The following is an 18,524-nucleotide window of genomic DNA, read 5'->3' as shown; positions in this document are numbered from 1 at the left end:
GCGGATGCGCCGGGTCAGGGGCGGCGCGGGAGGGGGCCGGTGCACCGGGCGGGCCAGCCGGTCCCCGACGTGTCGTCGATCAGGCCGGCCGCTTCGTCGAGCCGGGCGACCACCTCGGGCGCCGGCGACCTGAACCGCGTCGCGCCCTCGGGCACTTCGGCCAGCAGTACGCGCGCCGGACGCTCCCCGGCGGCCGCGTGCCGGGCCAGCACGGTGAACTCCGTGCCGGCCGCGAACAACGCCGTCCCGCCGGCGCCCGGGCCCGCCAGCATCGACGTACGCCGGGCGGTCATCGGCCGGATGACATAGCGGACCTGCTCCCGGGGCGGCGACGGAGCGCCCTTGTGCTCCACGTGCACGACGTCGAGCGGGGCGTCGCACCGCAGCACGGCACCCACCACGGCCTCGTCCGGAACGCCGGGTCCGGGAACGGCGCGCATCAGCGTTCCCCGGAGCGCCGGCAACCTCCGGAGTCCGGAGCTCAGGCAGGCGGCATACGGTGCCAACTCGCCGTCTTCCCGGCCCGCTTCGGCAGCGAGCGCCCGGGTGCCGAACCGCCCGTCGGGCGCCGATGCCAGGTACAGGTGTACGGCGACGAGGTCGACCCGGGCCTGCTCCTCGGCGGGCCCGCGCAGAGCGGGTAGCCCGGCCAGCGCCCGATCGACCGGTCCCGTGCAGTCCGCCCAGACGGCGGCCGCCAGCTCGCGGAACGCGGCCCGGTGGGCGCTGCTGCTGAACCCGGTCGCCGTGGCACGGGCGGGGGCGGCGGTGTGCTGCGGGCGCGGGGCCGTCCCGGCGACCGGGGCGGCCCCGGCGGTGGTTGCCCGGACCTCCGCCCGCGTGGCCGGGGCCCCCGGGACCTCCTCGACCGAGGGGGCGAGGGCCGACTCGGTGCCGGGGCGGCTGCTGGTGGCCGGACGGGCGGCACGGGTGGGGGGCGGGACGGGGGCTGCCGCGGCGGGTGCGGGTTGCCCGGGCAACGGTGCGGACGCCGACGGCGCGGTCGCCGCGACGGGCACGGCGGCGAAGGGCGGCACGGGTTCGGGCTCCGGGCCGGTCTCGGTCGAGGGCGTGGCGACGCCTTCGGCGTTCGGGGCGGGCGAGGAGAGGGGCTGGGTGCCGGGCTCGGCGGCCCGGGCGGTCTCGCGTACCGGAGTGGCCTCGGGGCCGGGTGGCGGGGCGGTCGGGGCCTCGGGGCCGGCGGACGGGGCCTTGGGGGCGGCGGTCGGGCCGTGCGACGGGGCGGACGGGGCCTCGGGGTCCGCGACGAAGGCGGGGGCCGCGACGAAATCAGGGTCCGCGACGGAATCGGGGGCACGGGCGGCGTCCGGGGCCGGGGCGGTGGCGGGCTCCGGGGCCGGGGCGTCCGGCTTCGGCGTCTCGGGCCGGGGCATCGGCCCAACCCCCGTCGGTGTCCCGGCGCATGCCAGTCCGTGGCGGACCGCGAAGCGGCGCAGCGCGTTCACCGTGGCCCGGTCCGCGTCCACCGGCGCGGCGACCTCCGCGTGTTCGCGTACCTGCTCGTCCAGTGCGGGCACCACGGTCGCGAGCGCGTCGAGGAGCGCGTCCCGCTCCTCGTGGCCCGTGCCGGCGTCGCCCACGTCGATCCGCGCCGCCCGCGCCTCGGCCGGGCGTTCCCGCACCGATGCCGGGGGCGTGGCGGAGCTGCCCACCCACAGGCCCGCCCGCACCGCCACCACGTAATACTCCGCGCCCAGGCGCCGGGCCGCCGGTTCCGTGTCCGGGGTCCCCACGGAGTCGGGCAGGAGCCAGTGCACCGGGCGCGGTTCGCCGCCCGCGGTGTCCGGCCCGGCCGGGACGCAGCGCACCGCCGTCAGCAGGGCGGGCCAGGCGGCGGTGCCATCCGCCGCGGTCAGCGCGATCCGTTCGGCGGGGGCGTCGGCCGAGGGGGCCGGTGCGGGGAGGGGCACGCCCGTGCAGACCTCCACCTCCGTGCCGAGCAGGTCCGCCGTCCGCTGGGCGACGGGCAGCAGGTCGTCCCCGCCGGCCGGTGCGAGCCGCACGCGGTCCCGCAGCTGGGCGGGCAGCCGGGCGAGCAGGGCGGCCAGGTCGTCCGCCGTGTCGGCCCGGGCGCCGGCGCCGCCCACCAGCACGGTCAGCCGGTCCGGGTGCACCGCGAGGGCGTACGCGGCGTGGCCGGGGCCGGGTACGGCGGTCCCGGCAGGGCTCAGGAGCAGGCCCGCCGGTATCCGGTGCGCCGTGCTGCCGCCCAGGTCCCCGAGCGGAACCCGGGCCAGAGCCCGCTGCCAGTGGGGTGCCGGAAGGTGGGCGCCCAGGGCCACGGGCCCCGTGTCCGGTGCGAACCGCCACCAGCCCCCCACGGGAGTCGGCGGCTCGGCGACGTACAACCCGCCGCCGGGCACCAGGACGGCCGCCGCGTCCGGCGCCTCGATCTCCAGTTGCCACGCGTCGGCCAGCCGCTGGGCGAGGGGCCGGAGGCCGTCGGGCTTGGGCGCCGCGGCACCGGACATCACGAGGCGCGTGGCGGTGCGGTGCTCGTCGCGGAGCCGGGCGAGCAGACCGCCCAGCGCCTCGCCGAGGTTCCGGGCCGCGTCCCCCGTGACGTCCACGACGATCACCGGCCGGTCTCGGTCGACGGGCAGGCGGTGGGCCAGGTCGCGCACGGACGTACGGCGGTCGGCGGAGGAGCGCAGCAGGAATCCGGCCGCGCTCCCCGTGCCGGTATCCGTGCCGAACTCCTCGACCACCGTGTGCGGGCCGTCAGGGGCGGGCAGGCCGGTGCCGGAGGGGGCGGGTGCCGCCGCCGTGGGCCGTCTGCGCCATCTCGGCAGCCGCGCGGCCAAGCCGCTCATCGGGCGCCGTTCCGACGGATGAAGCCGCTGTGCTGCACTGACTCTCCCTCACTGATCCTGCTCGATGCGTCGTCGACCTTATGCTTCGCCGGATCACGAAGAACCGCCGGTGCTGCCTTTGCCGGCGAGAATCGCCACCGTGAGATCGGAGAGTCCCGGCGGGGGCGGCTTCACTGCCACGTCGTGCGTCGGAATGTTCGCGTTCCAGCTGATGCGCTCGATGAGGGCGAGGTAGTCGAGCGGCAGGTTCTCCAGGCTCTCCTGACCGGTGTTCACCATGAGTCCTTCGTCATGCACCGCGCTCGCTGACTCGTCGCGCCGGAAGAGGTGGCGGTCCTCGGGCTTCTCCCCGGCGTCGGAGTACTCGTCGGCGAGACCGAGGTAGTGCAGGATCTCGTGGACGAGCTCCGCGTCGCTGTGCCCCACGTCCCAGGTGCGCTGGTCGGCGCGGTTCGGGGTGCCGTCCGCCCGGGACAGCGTCACTGCCTCGCTGTGCGTGGCGTACTCCACGAACTCGGCTGTCACATGCAGTTGGTCGCCCGATTCGGGCAGGGTGTAGCCCGAGTTGACGATGGTGTCCAGGGCCGACTGGACACGGTCCTGGAAGGCGGCCAGGTCCTGCGGGCTCAGCCCGTCGGTGAGCCGCATGGGGAGCGCGACGAAGAACTGGCGCACCGTCCGGCCGTCCGGCATCCGCATCCGGCGCACATGGTTGCGGATCAGTGTCATGGAGCCGTTGAGGCGGCCGGCCTGCCGCCGGCTCTGGTCCTGTTTCGGGTCGAAGCGCTCGGTGTGCACGGCGGCCGTCGTGGCGTCCTTGTCGAACTGCCTCACCTCGTGCGTCGGCACGGGATTCCGCGTCCGCTGTCCCGGCTCGCGCGTCGGGCCGGTCCTGCTCCTGTTCCCGTTCCCCGGCGGCGTCGTGCCGGTCACGGGGGTTTTCGGTGCGGGCCACTCGGGGGTGAGGGACGCGAGTGACTGGGCGGTCGGGTCCGTCACCGGGGGCACCGGGATGCCCGGGACCGGAGTGCCGCCGGCGAGGTGGGCCCGCGCGAGGTGCGAGGCGAACGCGAGCTGCTCCGCGTACCGGGCTTCGGCCTGCTCGACCGCCTGCTGCGCCTGGTACCGCAGCACGTCCAGACGGGCGGTGGCCTCCTCGCTGCGTACGTTGTCTCGGGTGTCTTCGGCCCGCTCCCACCGCATTTCGGCATCGCGCAGTTGCTCGTGGGCCCTGACCTGGTTCCTCAGCTGCGCCATCCTCTTGCCCAGGACGGACTCAGCCGGGGTGGCCGTGGCCTCGGCAGGGCGGTGGCGGAGGGTCTGGAGCAGGTCCTCCGCCTCTTTCAGGGCGCTCCTCGCATCCTCCTCGGTCGTCTCGTAACCGGCCACGGCCTGGTGCCATTTTTCGTACGCCAGCTGCGCTTCGCGCACGGCACCTTCAGCGGCGTCACGCCGCGCCTCGGCCCGACGCACTGCCTCCTCCGGGTCGGGGTCCGGTTCGCGCCGGTCGCGCGCCTCCTCGAACTGCGCCAGCCGTTGGCGCGCCTCGTCCAGCTGGGTGCGCCCCGCCGCCACGTCGGGGAACGGGGACTCCTCCGGCCGGAGGGCCCACATACGGGTGCCGTCCTGGTCGCGCAGAGCGAGTTCCACCGTGCGCGCGCTCTCCCGCGCGATGACCTGCGCGCGGTGCAGGGCTTCGAGGCGCGCTTCCGGTGTGGGGTTCGTCCCCAGATCCCGCCACAGTTGCGGCACTGCCCCCGGCGGCAGTTCGCCCTCGGCGGCGATGATCCGGGATGCGATCTCGGCGGGCGTGAGGTTCTGGACGTCCGGGGCGGACAGGTCGAAGACGCCCTTGCCCCGGTTCGCCTCGGGGAGCACACCGGTCCCCAGCAGATCACGTTCGGATACGCGCAGGACGGCGGTGCCGGTCACGTACCGCACCGTCCCGTCCGGGCCCGTCACCGTGGTCACGGTGTCGACTTCGACCAGGTGGGTGCTCAGGCCCTCCCCGGCGTCGACCGGACCTGGCTTTCCGGATTTCTCCCAGTGCCGGGAGGTCGCGGAAGCGCCGCCGCCCTGGCCGCCGGGCGTCCACTGGGACCGGACGAAGGGTGTGGAGAACCCGAAGTCGTAGGTGCCGTAGGTGCCGGAGACACCTATGCCGAGCCCGCCGTTCTTGGCGGTCGAGGAGGCGGCCGACGTGTTGAAACCCGTGATCCGCAGCCGGTCGATCGTCACGCCCTTGGTGGAGTCGATGAGCCGGGGATGGAACAGCTGCGTGGCCATGGTGACCTGGGGATGCTTGCCGGTTCCGGTGACGGCGCCGCCCGCCCCGGCCGCGACGCGCACCGGGTCCAGGGTGATCTTCCCGCCGTGGATCAGCTCGGTCAGCCGGACCGCGGCGCCCTCGCCGGACGTCCCGGAGCTGACGTAGCCGCCGGCGAGGGCGGGCGCCAGCTCCTCGACGGCTTCCAGGAGAGCGCGCTGGTTGTCCAGCGCGTACGCGACTTCCGTCCCGGTCGGCCGCAGGGGCGTCGATGTGTTGAACGGCGCGGTGAGCAAGGGGTTGGTCTTGGTGGACCCATAGGCCACGTTCGCTGTCGGCGGGGATTCCTGCTGCTCGTCGTGGTCACCGGAGAACCGCAGGACGACACGTCCGGGAACGTCTTCCGTGGACGTGCGGTCCAGGGGATCGTCGCCCTCGAAGTGGAGGTCGGCGCCGAAGACGTACCCGAGGGTGAACTCGTTTCCCCCTTCGACGCGCTGCCACACCCTGTCCTCGGCCGTGACGGATGTGCTGACGGTGTTCGTGCGGTTGGTCGAGCCGCTGAACGCCGGGGTGACGTTGATGCGTCCGGGGGAGGGCAGAACGCGCCTGAAGCTGAGTGGCAGGTTGAATCCGCGTTGGAGGGTGCGACTGGTGCTCTTCGTGACGTTCCCGGGTGCGTGCGCGGAGTAGTTCTCGACACCCGCTCCGGCGTTCGCCCGACGGCCGCGTACGAGCTGCAGCTGCTCCGCGTTCCAGGCCGGTTTCCCGTGCACCCGGACCGTGACGCTGCGCGTGACGAACCCGTCCGTGTACGGGAAGGTGAAGGTGAGCTGCCCGTCCGCGCCCCGGCCGGGTAGCGAGGCGAGCGCGGTGGACGAGGTGTAGTCGGCGATGCGCTGGGCCAGGCCGGGCACGTAGTTGCGGTGGCCGGGGGTGAGACTGCCCGGGGCCTTGCGCTTGACGAGATCGGTGAGCTCCTGGCGCAGGCGATGGGGGCGCCGGGGATCCTCGTTCGTGGCCGGTGTGGCCGGAGTGGATTCCTGCGAGATCTGTGGGGCCGGTGTGGTCGGAGTGGAATCGTGCGAGTTCTGTGAGGTCGGGGTGTTCTCGGTGCCCGGGGCCGGGAGCGCTTTGTCCAGGGGCGTCGCCTCCAGCACAGCGGCGAGACCGAGGGCGCCGTGTTTGACGAAGTGGTACGGCAGTTTGGCCGTCGCGGTGTCGGTCGTGCCGTTCTGCGTGCCCGCGAACGACGCCAGCATCGTGCCGCCGCGGTTGAGCTGGGCGTCGGTGGCGAGGAAGGTGATGCCCCCGGGCACGTGCACGGTGCGGGTGAGGGAGTCCGCCGTCGTGCTCAGGCGCGAGAACCGCCGGTGGCCCCGGCGGACGGTGATCTCGTACGTGATGTCCGCGCTGATCCGGTGCTGTTCGCCGCTTTCGGAGGGCACCCGGGTGATGTTCGTCGAGGCCGACGTCGTGACCGACGTGCCCGTCCCCGTCCCACGGGTGTACACCTTGGCCGGGATGTTCACCGCCGTCGTCGGTGGGGTCGCGTGCTGCTCCACCTCCTCACGGCTCCGGCCGGTCTTGATGTTGACGCCCCCCTGGAAATCGTGCGACGTCGATTTCGTCACCTGGTGCGACGCGTTGTCCGTGACACCGATGTCCGTCTCGCCGTACTGCGTGACCGTGCCGAGGTCCTTCGGGTTCGTGAGGAACGCCCGTACCTCGACGACCAGGTCGGTGCCCGCAGTCGCCCCGGGTACGAACAGGTCGTCGATGACGAACACCCCCTTCACCAATTGGTGCGCCCGCGACAGCAGGGCGGCGGGGGTGAGCTGCGCGTGCAGGGCCTCGTGCAGCAGGATCGTCCTGTCGGAGCGGTCGCCGCCGGACACGGACCGCTGGACCACCGTGCCCAGGTACAGGAGGGCATCGAGGGCGAACCTGGCAGTGCCGGCGGCGGTGGAGTACCAGGTCGACGCGGGTGGGGTCGGCGTGGCTGTCGGGGCAGGCGCCCTGCCTTGTTCGGCCAGGTCGTCCAGCTCGATCTCTTCCGCCGGGAACGTGCCGGGCATGGATCCGTTCCCCCCGTCCGGCGTCTCCGTGTCCTCCGAGTTCGCGGACTCCTCGATCGTGTCCAGCGTCGCTGCTTCCGCCAGGATCGCGTCCACGGCCTGGTACAGCTGCTTGCTGCCCCGGACGACGTCGACGAGGGAGCTGTCCGGCAGCAGGAAGGTATTCTCCTCAAGGGGAAGCGCGGTGCCCTCGCGCTGGAGCTGAGCCTCCTTGTACCCCGTGTACTCCTTGGACGTGCGGTCCTCCGGTACGGCGAGGTCCACGTGTACGTCCTGACCGGCCGAGGTGAACGGGCCTGTGGACACCGGCCCGGATTCCTCGATGATGTCGACCGCGAACACGGCCGGGACGCGGAACACCTCGGTCTTCTGGTTGCTCGTCAGCATGAACTGCGACTGGGAGAGCGCGGCGCCCGCTGCCGAGGTTTCGGTCGTCTGCGACGTGTACTTGTAGTCCCCGGCGAATGCGCCGCTGACGTCATCGACCGACAGGTTGCCCAGCTGCGCGTTGCCCCCGACGGTGACGGTGGAGCCGGACGATTTCTGGTTCGTGCCGGGCACGGACATGGTGCTGATGCTGGGCATGTGCACGCCGCTCAGCGACGTGAGGTGGAGAAGGGCCGAGCCTTCGCGCGTGTCGCGTTCGAACGAGAAGTTCAGACGGACCCGTTCCACGCCTCCGCCGAGCAGGGGCTTGGTGAAGTGCTGTGCGGAGCCGCCGTCGACCAGCTCGTCCATCATGCCGAGCATGCCGTACTGGGACTCCAGCATGGACAGTCTGCGTAGGTTCTCCAGCCGGGCCTTCACCAGAGACTCGCTCGCGATACCGTTCTGCTCGCCGGGGAGCGGCAGGTAGCCGTGGTCGCGGAGCCAGTCGCGGGTCTGTCTGAATACGGTGCCGACGCCCTCCCCGCCCACCGCGAGCGGAGTCGTGGTGAGGCCGATCGCATCCAGTTGAGCCACCTCGGGGGGTGCCTCCTTCTCCTCGCCTTGTTCGGGCTTGATGCCGCTCGCGGCCTCCGGGCTCAGTGTCCTGATCCGGACCGGCGTGGCGGGCACCGAGTAGGGCGTGCTCCGCGTGCCGTCGGCCGGGATGAACTCGACCTTGTAGGTCACGTCCGCGTGGGTCAGGACATGCCCGCCGTTCGTGCGGATGTTGTGTGTCACGCTGTGCGTGGCGCCGGCGCCGAACGACCGGTCGCCCTGCAGGCTGCCGCCGACCTTGATGAGTCCCGAGAGACCGAAGTTGAAGTCGCGGAAGTCCTTGTCCGCGTCTGCGGGCCGGCTGCTCGCGTTCGGGCCGCCGCCGACATCGCCCCCGAGCGACTGCGAGATCTTCGTCAGCGAGTCGGCCTTCAACTGGCGCTCCAGAAAGCGTTCCAGGCTGTACTGCGTGCCGACCTGGATGTCCTTGCCCTCACGGCCCGCGACGTCGGCGGTGACCTTGAACAGGCCGAGGGTGTTGCCGTCCTTGTCGAGCAGGATCGGTGAGAGGGTCCCGACGGAGCCACCGGGTACGCCGCTCTCGTACTGGAGCGGCAGAGCCCCGAGCAAATGCTCCGCACCGAAGTACTTCTCCACCGTGAGCAACGACTTCGGGTCGAGCATCCCGAGCTGGATCCCGTACCGTTTGCGTACTTCGCGCAACAGGCTTCCCGGATCGGCCATGGAGTCCATGACCCACAGCGGGGAGGCGGCCAGATGTTCTGCCAGGGCCTGGGGTGTGGTGAAGACGTTGCCGTCCTCCGTCCCGTAGCCGGGCTTCGCCAGGTGCTCGGGGAACCACGCAGTCACCGTGCCCAGCTCGTGCGCGGCAGAGGCGTGGTGGTCGATCTGCTGGAACGGTTCCGCGGAAGACGCCCGCGCCTGTCCCAGCACCGTGTAGTCGAATGGGCTGGACGGCTCCGTGCTGCGCATCAGGCTCGTTGAGTTGACGGCGCTGCTGACCGTCGACGTCAGGCTCGTCTGCTGGTAGGTGGCGTTCAGGTTGAACGCGACGGTTCCGCCGGTGAACCAGGACGCGACCTTGTCGAAGAAGTGCGAGAACGCCACGGACACGGTGCGCACGGCGGTGGCCGACGCCGACGAGGTCGTGTCGAATGCCGCCGCCTGGCGCTGCTCGTTGTTGTGCGGCGGCTGCCGGTCTCCGGCCCCGTGGAGCGCGGAGGGCCTGGGCCGGGTCAGCTGGAGCTGAACGTCGAGCGTGTGGGGTTTGTCGTTGACCGTCACGGTGATCGTGTGACCGTCCTGGCTGAACAGCATCACCCGGTTGTCATGAAGTGCCTGCGGCGCGAGCAGGGAGGCCAGTTGGGTGGTGGCTTCGGCGCGCTGCTGGTGGTCGAGGGGGCCGGCGATCTCCACCAGCCGGTCCAGGGTCTCCCGCTGGAGGTTCGCGGCCACCTCGTTCGTGATCGGCTCCAGGTGCACGCCGCTGATGCCCTCGCTCTGCTGGGTGCCGAAGTTCGCCACCTCGTCGGAGAGCTCGACCGGCAGCGGAACGATGTTGTCCGTGGTGTTGTTCGCGGTGTTGTCCGTGTCCGTAGCGTTGTCTGCGGTGTCGTGCGGCGTGTAGTCCGTGTCCGTGGCGTTGCTTGCGGTCGTGTCCGCGGTGTTGCTCGCGTTGCCGATCGGAGGTTCGTCGATCGTGATGCTCATGTACGACGACGAGGACGTGGGAGGTTGGCTGGACGGGGCCTTGCTGTTGTCCCACCCGGATCCGTTGCTCTCGACGGACTCCGCCTCCGTGTCGTCGTCCGACACGGCGAGATGCTTCATCGCGGAGGACCGGTCGGTGTCGTTCTGCGAAACCACCTGGGGCTTGACCTGCTGCTTCGCGTCCCCGCTTTCGTTTTCGGCCCGTTGAACATCCTTCAACGGTGTGCTGGTGGTGTTGATCCTTTCCTGGTTCTCCGGCGCCTTTCCGACCGTGGAAGAGGTGACGGGCGGGTTTCCCGGGACCTTCGAAGGAGGAGTGGGCGTCGTCGTGTTCGTGGAGGTGGCCTGCGTCGGTGTGTGCGTCGGCGCCGGCGTCGGTGTGGACGTGGACGAGACCGGCGTGGACGGCGTCGGAGTCGTGGACGGGACCGGCGTCGCGGTCGGAAGACCGTTCGGCACCTGCCGCGGGTGGGAGACGAGAGGCGTGCCGTCGTCGTCCCCGGCTGCGGTGTCCTCGTCGTCCAACGTCAGTTCGGTCAGGTCGAGCGGGTCGAACGCCGTGTCGTCGACCGGGACGGTCGCGGGGGCGGCCCCGGAAACGCCGTTGCCTTCCGTGCTCTCCGTGCTGATGCCCGTACCGGAACCCCTACCCGCGTCGGACGGTCCGCCCGGAGACTGCGCACCATGGCCCGGCAGCTTCAGCCCCGCGTCCAGGGCCGAGTTGCGCAGGTCCGCGCCGAAGTGCTCCCCCCGGGTCTCCAGCAGATGCCCGATCCGGCCCTCGACCATGCCCGAGCCGAAGGTCAGCCCGGACGTCTTGAACGTGTGCTCGTCGCTGAAGATCAGGTTGTACGTGCCCTCGGAGACGGCCGCGTGCGCGCCCTCGAACACCCCCTTGCCCAGGCCGTGCCCGGCGGCGCCCGCCATCGACTGCAGGACGTTCCTGCCGAGGACATCCGCCGCGCCCTGGCTCAGCACCTTCCCCAGCGGGCCGCCCGCCTCCTTGCCCAGCGGCGTCAGGGCCCTGCTCAGGGCCTGCGGGAGGTCCGGCTTCCCGGTGTGCGTGAGCAGTGCCGTCGCCCAGGACCGGCCTGCGTCCCGCGCCGCGTTGCCGCCGAGGTGCTTCTCGAACGTATCGCCGACGGCGGTCACGAACGCGTCCCCGGCCGCCTTGGCCCGCGGCCCCGCCGTCTGCGGCAGATGGTCGGCGAAGTTCTTGGCGAGGTCGCCCCCGAAGGTCTCAGGCGGCTTGGAACCCACCCCGGGCGGCCCCTTCGGCCCGTGCACCGGCGGGGGCGGGAGCACCTTGTCGAGCTCCTTGCCGAGGGCCCGGCCGCCGTCCTTGCCGAAGATTCTCGCGAGGCCCTTGCCGAACTTGCTGCCCAGGAACTGGAAGGGGCCGGCCATCAGCCCCTGGACCGCCCCGGAGAGCGCCGCGCCCTTCGTGAGCGTGCCGTCGTACGTGTCCCGGGTGCCCTGGTTGAACTGCGTCCACTGGACGAGGAGGTCCATGGCGACCCCCATGCCCACGTTGATCACCTCGTGCATGAGGACGGACAGCAGGAGCCGTCCCAGCCACGAGCGGATCAGGAAGCGGACGATGGCCACCTTCGCCAGGTACGCCTGGATCGACGCTCCGAAGAAGAACGCCAGCGCCGCCGCGACGACCGCCTCCAGCAGGAGTTCCACCAGCTGGGCGATGATCATGTACTTCGTGTACTGGAGCTGCGTCGCACCCTCGCGGGTGAACTCGCCCAGCAGCTTCGCCTGGTCCGCGACCGCGTCGAAGTAGCTGAGCCCCTCCTCGCCGATGAAGCTCTTCATGGCCGCCTGGTACGTCGCGGCGGCGTCCCCGTCGAAGCTCTGCCTGGTGAATCCGAGAGCTTCGGCGATCTGCTGCTTGAAGTCGTTCGACAGCTTGCCGTGCAGGTCCTTGTGGACCTCGGCCAGCTCGAACATCCTGTCCTCGTCGCCGTTCGGCGGCTTCTCACCGGTCAGGGCGGCGAACAGCCAGGCGCATTCGGGCGGGAACTCCAAGGACACCGGTCAGCGCCTTCCGGTGTGCAGGTTCAGCGTGTCGGCGATGTGCTGCTGCTGCGCACCGAAGTCCTTGGCCGCGTCCTTCAGGCTCTGCGAACTGCCGGAGAGCGCGTCGGCCAGCTCCCGTACCCCAGTCCGGGCGGAATCGACGCCCTGGAGGTACTTCTCACCGAACTTCTCGCCGAACTCCCCGTCCCCCCAGCAGCCGTGGTATGAGGTGATCTTGTCCAGGTAGTCGTCGCGGAGCAGCTTGATCTTCTCCGCCACATCGGCCATGTCCTCGCCGCTCCGGCCCAGCTTCTGCGTGTCGACGTCGAGAGTCACCGGCCGGCCGCCCCTTCGCGCGGGCCGCCGCCGGCGGGCTCGTCCTCGTCCTCGACCAGCTCGTCCAGCAGCGCGCCGGAGGAAGCCGTCGGCGCCTTGACCGGTGGCGTCGGCAGCCCCGCCTCGCGCATCGGGGCGAACAGCTCGTCCCAGTCCAGCTCCTGGAAACCGCCCTCGTCCGTCGGCGCCATCCCCGGCAGTGGGCCGAACGGGCGGTACACGTCGGCCAGTTGTTCCGCCGCCTGCGTACGCGCGGTGGCGATGGTGGTCATCAGGACGCTCGCCAGCTGGGCCGGCGGCAGCGTCCGGTAACGGGTGCCGGGAAAACGGAGGTTCGTCAGCTGGCCCTGCGCCCCCACGGTGGCCTCCACCGTGCGGTCCTTCGACATCACCGTCGCCGATATCCGCGCCGCCGCCGCGCCCGCATTCCGCAGCTGGGCACGGGTCTCCTCGAACTCCGCCAGCGCCTGGGCCAGCCGCTCCTCGATGGGATTGCTCATGGTGTTACCGCCGTTCTCTTCGGGCGTGCGCACGCCGTCATCGTCCGATCACCGCCGACACGCCGCCCTCGTCGGTGCCCCAGGTCTCCTCGTCCTCGCTCACCCAGGTCGATCGCTCCCGCTCGGCGCTCTGGGTGCCGGTGCCCGCGCCGCCGCCCATGCCGCCCATCGGGGGCATCATCGGGGTGCCCGAGCTGGTGGTGGCGGGCCGGCGCATCGCGGCCGCCTCCTCCGCCGCGAGCTGGGCCGACCGGGCCCCGCGCGCCGACGCGGCGTCGCCCACGGCCAGCGACCGGGTGCGCTCGCCCAGCGCCCCCGCGCCCGCCGCGGCCGTGGTGCCCGCGGTGAGCCCCTGCCCGCCCAGCGGGTTCAGCCCCAGCGGGGGCAGCGGTCCGCCCGCCGCGCCGTCGCCGTTCACGGCGGGCCCGTATCCGCCGTCCCCGAGCGAGTCGGAGGCCGCGCCGTCCGGGTAGTCGTAGTAGTCGTAGTCGCCCCACCCGTCTGCGGAGCCGTTCGTGCCGAGCTCCGGGACGGTGCCGGTGGTGCGCCCGTACGCGTCGGTGGTGACCGTCCGTCCGTCCGGGTAGCTGATCCGGTGGCCGCCGTCCTTCAGCGTCGTGTCGACCGTCCCGTCGGGGTACGTGGTCGTGGCCGACCCGTCCGCGTGGTGCGTGGTCAGCGAGCCCGTGCCGCCGGTGGGATTCAGCTGCTCGATGGTCCGGTGGCCGTCGGCGTCGGTGGCGGTGTACGTACCGTCGGGGCCCAGCTTGGTGGTGCTGCCGTCCTTGTACGTCGTCGAGACGGTGCCGTCCGCGCCGATCCGGGCGACCGATCCGTCCGCGTACTGGACGGTGGACGTGCCCTTGCCCAGGTGGGAGACGGTCTTCGTGCCGTCCGGGTCGACGGTCGTGACGGTGCCGTTCGACGCGACGGTGGTCTTCGTCCCGTCGGCGTGCGTGGTCGTCGTGGTGCCGTCCTCGCCGTACGCGGTGGTGGAGCCGTCCGGGTTGTGCGTGGCCGCGCCCGGCCGGGGGTGACTGACGGTGCTGTGGCCCTGGGGGTCGGTGGTGGTGACGGTGCCGTCGGGGGACAGCTTCGCCGAAGACCCGTCGGCGTAGCGGGTGAGCGTGGAGCCGTCCGTCCCGATCGTGGTCTTCGTGCCGTCCTGGTAGGTGACGGTCTCGCTGCCGTCCTTGTTCAGGACGGTCCTGGAACCGTCGGGGTTGTCCGTGACCATGGAGCCGTCCGGCCGGACCGTGGTGGTCGTGCCGTCCTTGTGCGCGACGGTGCGCGAGCCGTCCGGGTTGTACGTGGTCGTGCTGCCGCCGGGGCCCTTCACCGTCCTGGCCGTCGTGCTCCCGAGGCCGGGCGCGCCCGTCCCGTTGAGGCCGAGGGCCGGCGGGAGGACGCCCGCCGGAGTGGTCTCCTGGTGGCCGTCCGGGAAGGTGGTGGTGTGCGAGCCGTCGGGGTTCGTGGTGGTGAGGGAACCGTCGGGGTTGGCGGTGGTCCGGGAACCGTCCGGGTTTGCCGTGGTGAGGGAACCGTCCGGGTTCGTGGAGGTGGCCCCATCGAGCCCGAACGAGCTGCCGTCTCCCGTGCCGTTCGGGCCGAGCGGGGGTATCGCGCTCGTGGTCCCGTCGCCGCCCGGCCCGGTGGCGGACTCCTCGTCGCCGGTCGCGAACGGGTTCGATGTGTCGCCGTCGTCGCCCAGCCCGGGTTCACTCGTCCCGGGACCGCCCTTGGCCAGGTCGTCCATCTGTTTCTGGGCGTCCTCCTTGGCCTTGGCGGCCTCGTCCGACGCGTTGGCCTCGGCGAGGGTGGCGATGCCCGGGGTGAAGGTGAAGCCGGTGGAGGTACCGGGCACCATCATGGCCTGGTTGAGGTCCAGCATCGCCCGTTGCGCCGCGGTGTCCAGCGCGGACAGGGTGGCCGTCCAGGCGGAGCAGGCGGCCCGGGACAGGGCCTTCCAGCTCTCCTCCTTGGTCAGGTCGCCGTAGACCGGGTGCGTGGTGAGGAAGCCGGCGCCCGCCTGCGAGGCGCCCGCGCCGTTCTGCTGCATACGGCGGATGTTGTTCTCGTTGAGCCAGAGCGCCACCTCGTCGAGGAGTTTGTCGAGGTGGGCGGTCCCCAGCCACAGCCCGGTCGCCACCCAGGAGTCCCAGGCGACACACAGCGTGGACGCGGCGTTGTGGACCGCCAGTTCGGCCTCCAGGATCCGGTCGCTCACGACGGAGTCCGGCCGGTACGACGGATCGCTGACCGAGACGGTGCTCCCGCCGGCCGACGAGAGATCGCTCAGCAGGTCCTTGTAGCCCGTGCCGAGCGCGTCGATGAGGTCCCGGAAGACATCGGCACCGCTGCCCCGGTAGGCCGCGTACTCCCCGTCCAGGTCCTTCACCCACTGCTCCAGCACCGGCGACCGGCCGCGGAAGTACGCCGTGACCCGGTCGAAGGCCCTTGCCGTGGCAGGAAAGGTCCGCAGGTCCACCGAGTCCTCGTCGGCCACCGCCTTGGTGTGCGGGTACTCGGCCCCGAACCCGGCCGTGCGGTGCTCGTCCCTCAGCATCCGCAGCGCCTGGCCGTACCCCCAGTCGTAGGCACCCGCGTTCCCCGTGTCGCTCCAGTCGGCGCCGCTGGACGAGGACCAGGGCAGGTTCAGTTGGACCGTGTACACCTGGACGTTGTTCGAGCTGCTGGCCGGCGGACCGTAGAACTTCAGCGTCCGGCCCAGCTTCGCGCCCGGCGACTCCAGGTCCGGTGTGGTCTCGCGGGCCCCGTCGCTGTGCGAGATGCCGATGAGCATCCACTCGCTGCCGTCGCCCGCGGCGGCGTCCGCACCGCCCACGGCCGCCACGTTGACCCGGGTTCCTCCGTCGAAGCCGGTCAGTTGCTTGACGACGGATTCCCAGCGTGAGTCGGCGGCCATGAGCGGTTCGTTTCTCCCTCGGTCGGGTCGGCGCGGGAACGGAGGTCAGGCGGGCTTGGTGGGGGCCAGATCGGTGTTCACGTCGCGCAGGTCGTTCAGGAACTTCTGGCTCTCGATCTCGTCGAGGCTGTCCTTCTGTGTCTTCTCCATGTCGGTGACCACCGCGCCCAGTTCACGCTTGATGTCGTTGAACAGCCTGAGCTGGTCCTCCTCGATCCCGGCCAGCGAGGTGGCCGCCGAGGACAGGTAGGTGAGGAGCGGGGCTACGGACAGCGGGCCCGACGCCTCGTCACCGGAGGCTCCCAGCTTCCCCACCTTCAGCGCCGTCCTGACATAACCGGTCTCCGGCGCGGAGAACTGGGCCGCCAGCGCCGCCATCCCCGACACCTCGTGCCCGGCAGTGTCCTCGATGAGATCCGTCAGCAGCTTCACGAACTCCGCCACATCTGTATCGGTGAATCTGCGCAGGGTCTCCGTGTCCAGGTGGGACAGGTCGGTCGGCGAGGTCGCCATCACTGCTCTCCAGGGGTTCGGCGGACGAGGAGGGGCACCGGGTCAGCGCCCGACGCGGATGCCGCCCCACTCCGACGCGCTGCGGTTCTCGTGCCTGCGGTAGAGGTCGGAGATCTCGTTCAGCGTCGAGCTGTGCCGGGACAGGACCTGGCCGAGCTGCTCCGTCGCGGTGTTCCAGCTGGTCTGGAGCGTCGCGTACGTCGCCGCGTCGGCACCCTGCCAGGCGCCGTGCAGGCCCTGGAGCTCCTCGTTGAGGGCGGTGACGAGGTCCTTGATGCGCTGCGTCTGCAGCCGCATGTCCTCCGCGGCCTGGTCCACGTGCTTGTACTCGACGTGGATGATGCCGTCGGTCTTGTTGGAGTGGTCGTAGCCGGACGGGGTGGTCATGGCGGACTCCTTACGGGAGCGGGAGTGGGACGGGCCGGAACGTGCCGCGCGGATCAGGCCAGCTGGTCGAAGACGTTCTGCGACCGGCCGCTGGTGAGGATGGTGTCCGTGGTCAGCTGCTGGACGTTGCGCTGCTGGACCCCGGTCTCCTGCAGCTTCTGCATCATCTCGCCGACGTTCTTCGTGATGAGGTCCACCTGCGCGTTCCAGTCCGTCAGCAGGCGCTGGAACGCGCCGCCGTCCTGTCCGCCGTAAGCGGCCATCAGCGTCCCCATGGTCGTGCGGACCTCCTGCTGGGACTGCTCGATGCCCGACTTCACCATGCCGAGCGCGGTATAGCCCTTCTCGTTCTCGGACTGCGCCGAGGTCTGGATGCCGCCCGGGGCGGGGGGAGTGGTCATGGCTGGTACTGCCTTCCTGAAGGGCGAGGAGGGACCGCTGTGACGTGGGGTGTGTAGATGCTAGGGACACTGATGTGTCGGAAACAATGATTCGGGGTCAAATCTGAGCCCTACTTGATCTTTTGTGCGTCGCCGCACGTGTCGCCGCCCCTCGCGGGGGCCGCCCCGGTCGCCGCCGCGACGTCCAGCACCGGGCCTGTGGGCAGCATGTCCAGCAGCCGCGAGGGAACGGCCTGCGCGTGACCGCCCTTGAGCCCCAGCCGCTCGACCGACTCCGCGTCCGGCAGCCGGTACTTCACCCCGGCGTCCGTCACCAGGTATGCCGTCGACCCGATCGCCGAACCACCGGCGCCCAGCACCTGGACGAGCGCCCCGCCCCCGGGCCGCACCGCCACCCCGTCCACCGCCAGGCACGCCCCCGCGATCTCCGGGCCGGCCGCCGGGGCATCCGCCTTCGCGGCCCTCGGCACCAGTGCGAGGCGCACCGTGGGCGTCGCCCCCTCCGGCCGGATCTGCGCGCACACCGAGGCGCCGGGGCCCGGCTCCCGCAGCGCGGGCGTCCGGTCGGGCCACCGCGCGGGGTCCTGGGCCGCCTCCGCACCCGGGGCGCGGTGCTGGGCGAGCTGGTCGGCCGTGAGCGCGATCGCGGCCGGCACCTCGCCCCCGTACGCCAGCTTCGCCGTACGGTCGTCGCCCAGCACCAACGCCGCACCCGGGTCGCCCAGCGCCCGCAGCCCGGACCTCTCCAGCACGTAGTAGCGCGCGGCGGCCCCGGGGGAGGAGAGCCGGTACACCTGCCCGACGCGGCCGGTGTGCCCGCCGATGCGGGGGCCCGCCGCCCCGCGCCCGTCCACCTCGGGCGCCACCAGGTCGGCGCCCGCCGGGACGCTGTCCAGGAAAGCGGCCGACACCCGCACCGGGGTCGCGCCCGAGTAGCCGAGCGCTTCGGCGGCCCCATGCCCGCCGAGCCGCAGCCGGTGGTCGCCCCACAGCACGTACCGCTGCCCGTCCGGCGCCTCGACGAGCACCGCGCGGTCCGCGCCGGGAGACGTGCCCCCGACGGGGAAGCCCACCCGCAGCGACGTCACGGCGGCGCGCCCGGTGCCGTCGGGGCCCGTGCGCTCCGGCTCGTCGGCGCAGACCTGCCAGGCACCGGTCTCCAGATCGTCGGCGGCGGGGAGGGAGTCCGGGGCGCCGGGGATGCCGACCGGGGTGCCGTGCGGCTCCCCGCGCAGCGAGGCGGCGGACACCTGGACCGTGGTGAGGGTGTCCGCGGACATCAGCCGCGCCGAGGCGTAGTTGCGCACCGGGTGCAGCTTCCCGTCGAGGTACAGGTAGCGGGTGCCGGTGTCCTTCTGCACGATCAGCGCGGTCTCCTCCCGCCAGGACTTCGAGCCCGCCGGGGAGATCAGCCCGAACAGGAGGAACCCGACCGCCAGGACGACGCCCAGGCCGAGGCCCCAGCCCATGCCCCGGTTGGTGCGGCCGACGGGGGACTCCGGCGCGTCCGGGTCGCCGCGCAGCATGCCGCTGGTGAGGCGGCCCATGACGAACATGTGCGCCTGGACCTGGTCCTTGCGTGACTGCATGCCTGCCGCCC

At 71.9% G+C, this 18,524-nt stretch carries 9 protein-coding genes; all 9 read right to left on the bottom strand.

What is annotated here, in order from left to right; all coding sequences use genetic code 11:
• Positions 1–14 precede the first annotated feature (14 nt).
• Positions 15–2,834, bottom strand: coding sequence for a hypothetical protein (locus tag ACLQ2N_RS05155; protein ID WP_425809482.1), 2,820 nt, complete (start codon positions 2,832–2,834; stop codon positions 15–17).
• A 93-nt stretch (positions 2,835–2,927) separates the two neighbouring features.
• Complete coding sequence (locus ACLQ2N_RS05150) at positions 2,928–11,876, bottom strand: hypothetical protein (RefSeq protein WP_425809480.1); 8,949 nt, start codon at positions 11,874–11,876, stop codon at positions 2,928–2,930.
• Positions 11,877–11,879: 3 nt separating this feature from the next.
• A complete protein-coding gene (locus ACLQ2N_RS05145; RefSeq protein ID WP_425809478.1) occupies positions 11,880–12,197 on the bottom strand; it encodes a hypothetical protein in 318 nt (105 codons plus the stop codon).
• Positions 12,194–12,730 (bottom strand): YbaB/EbfC family nucleoid-associated protein, encoded by a 537-nt coding sequence (locus tag ACLQ2N_RS05140; RefSeq protein ID WP_425809476.1) that lies wholly within the window; start codon positions 12,728–12,730, stop codon positions 12,194–12,196. Before ACLQ2N_RS05140 ends, ACLQ2N_RS05145 begins: the two co-directional genes overlap by 4 nt.
• 4 nt (positions 12,731–12,734) lie before the next feature.
• Positions 12,735–15,623 (bottom strand): AAWKG family protein, encoded by a 2,889-nt coding sequence (locus ACLQ2N_RS05135; RefSeq protein WP_425809474.1) that lies wholly within the window; start codon positions 15,621–15,623, stop codon positions 12,735–12,737.
• 45 nt (positions 15,624–15,668) lie between these two features.
• Complete coding sequence (locus ACLQ2N_RS05130; RefSeq protein WP_425809472.1) at positions 15,669–16,136, bottom strand: type VII secretion system-associated protein; 468 nt, start codon at positions 16,134–16,136, stop codon at positions 15,669–15,671.
• A 42-nt stretch (positions 16,137–16,178) separates the two neighbouring features.
• Complete coding sequence (locus ACLQ2N_RS05125) at positions 16,179–16,523, bottom strand: WXG100 family type VII secretion target (RefSeq protein WP_425809470.1); 345 nt, start codon at positions 16,521–16,523, stop codon at positions 16,179–16,181.
• A gap of 53 nt (positions 16,524–16,576) precedes the next feature.
• Positions 16,577–16,924 (bottom strand): hypothetical protein, encoded by a 348-nt coding sequence (locus tag ACLQ2N_RS05120; RefSeq protein WP_425809468.1) that lies wholly within the window; start codon positions 16,922–16,924, stop codon positions 16,577–16,579.
• Between the two features lie 110 nt (positions 16,925–17,034).
• A complete protein-coding gene (gene eccB / locus ACLQ2N_RS05115; protein ID WP_425809466.1) occupies positions 17,035–18,513 on the bottom strand; it encodes a type VII secretion protein EccB in 1,479 nt (492 codons plus the stop codon).
• Between the last annotated feature and the right edge of the window lie 11 nt (positions 18,514–18,524).

Origin of the sequence: Streptomyces sp. DT224 (genome assembly GCF_049844595.1) — a bacterium.
Lineage (GTDB): Bacteria > Actinomycetota > Actinomycetes > Streptomycetales > Streptomycetaceae > Streptomyces.
The sequence above is the reverse complement of the archived record's forward strand: the minus strand, read 5'-3'. Positions and strand labels throughout refer to the sequence as shown.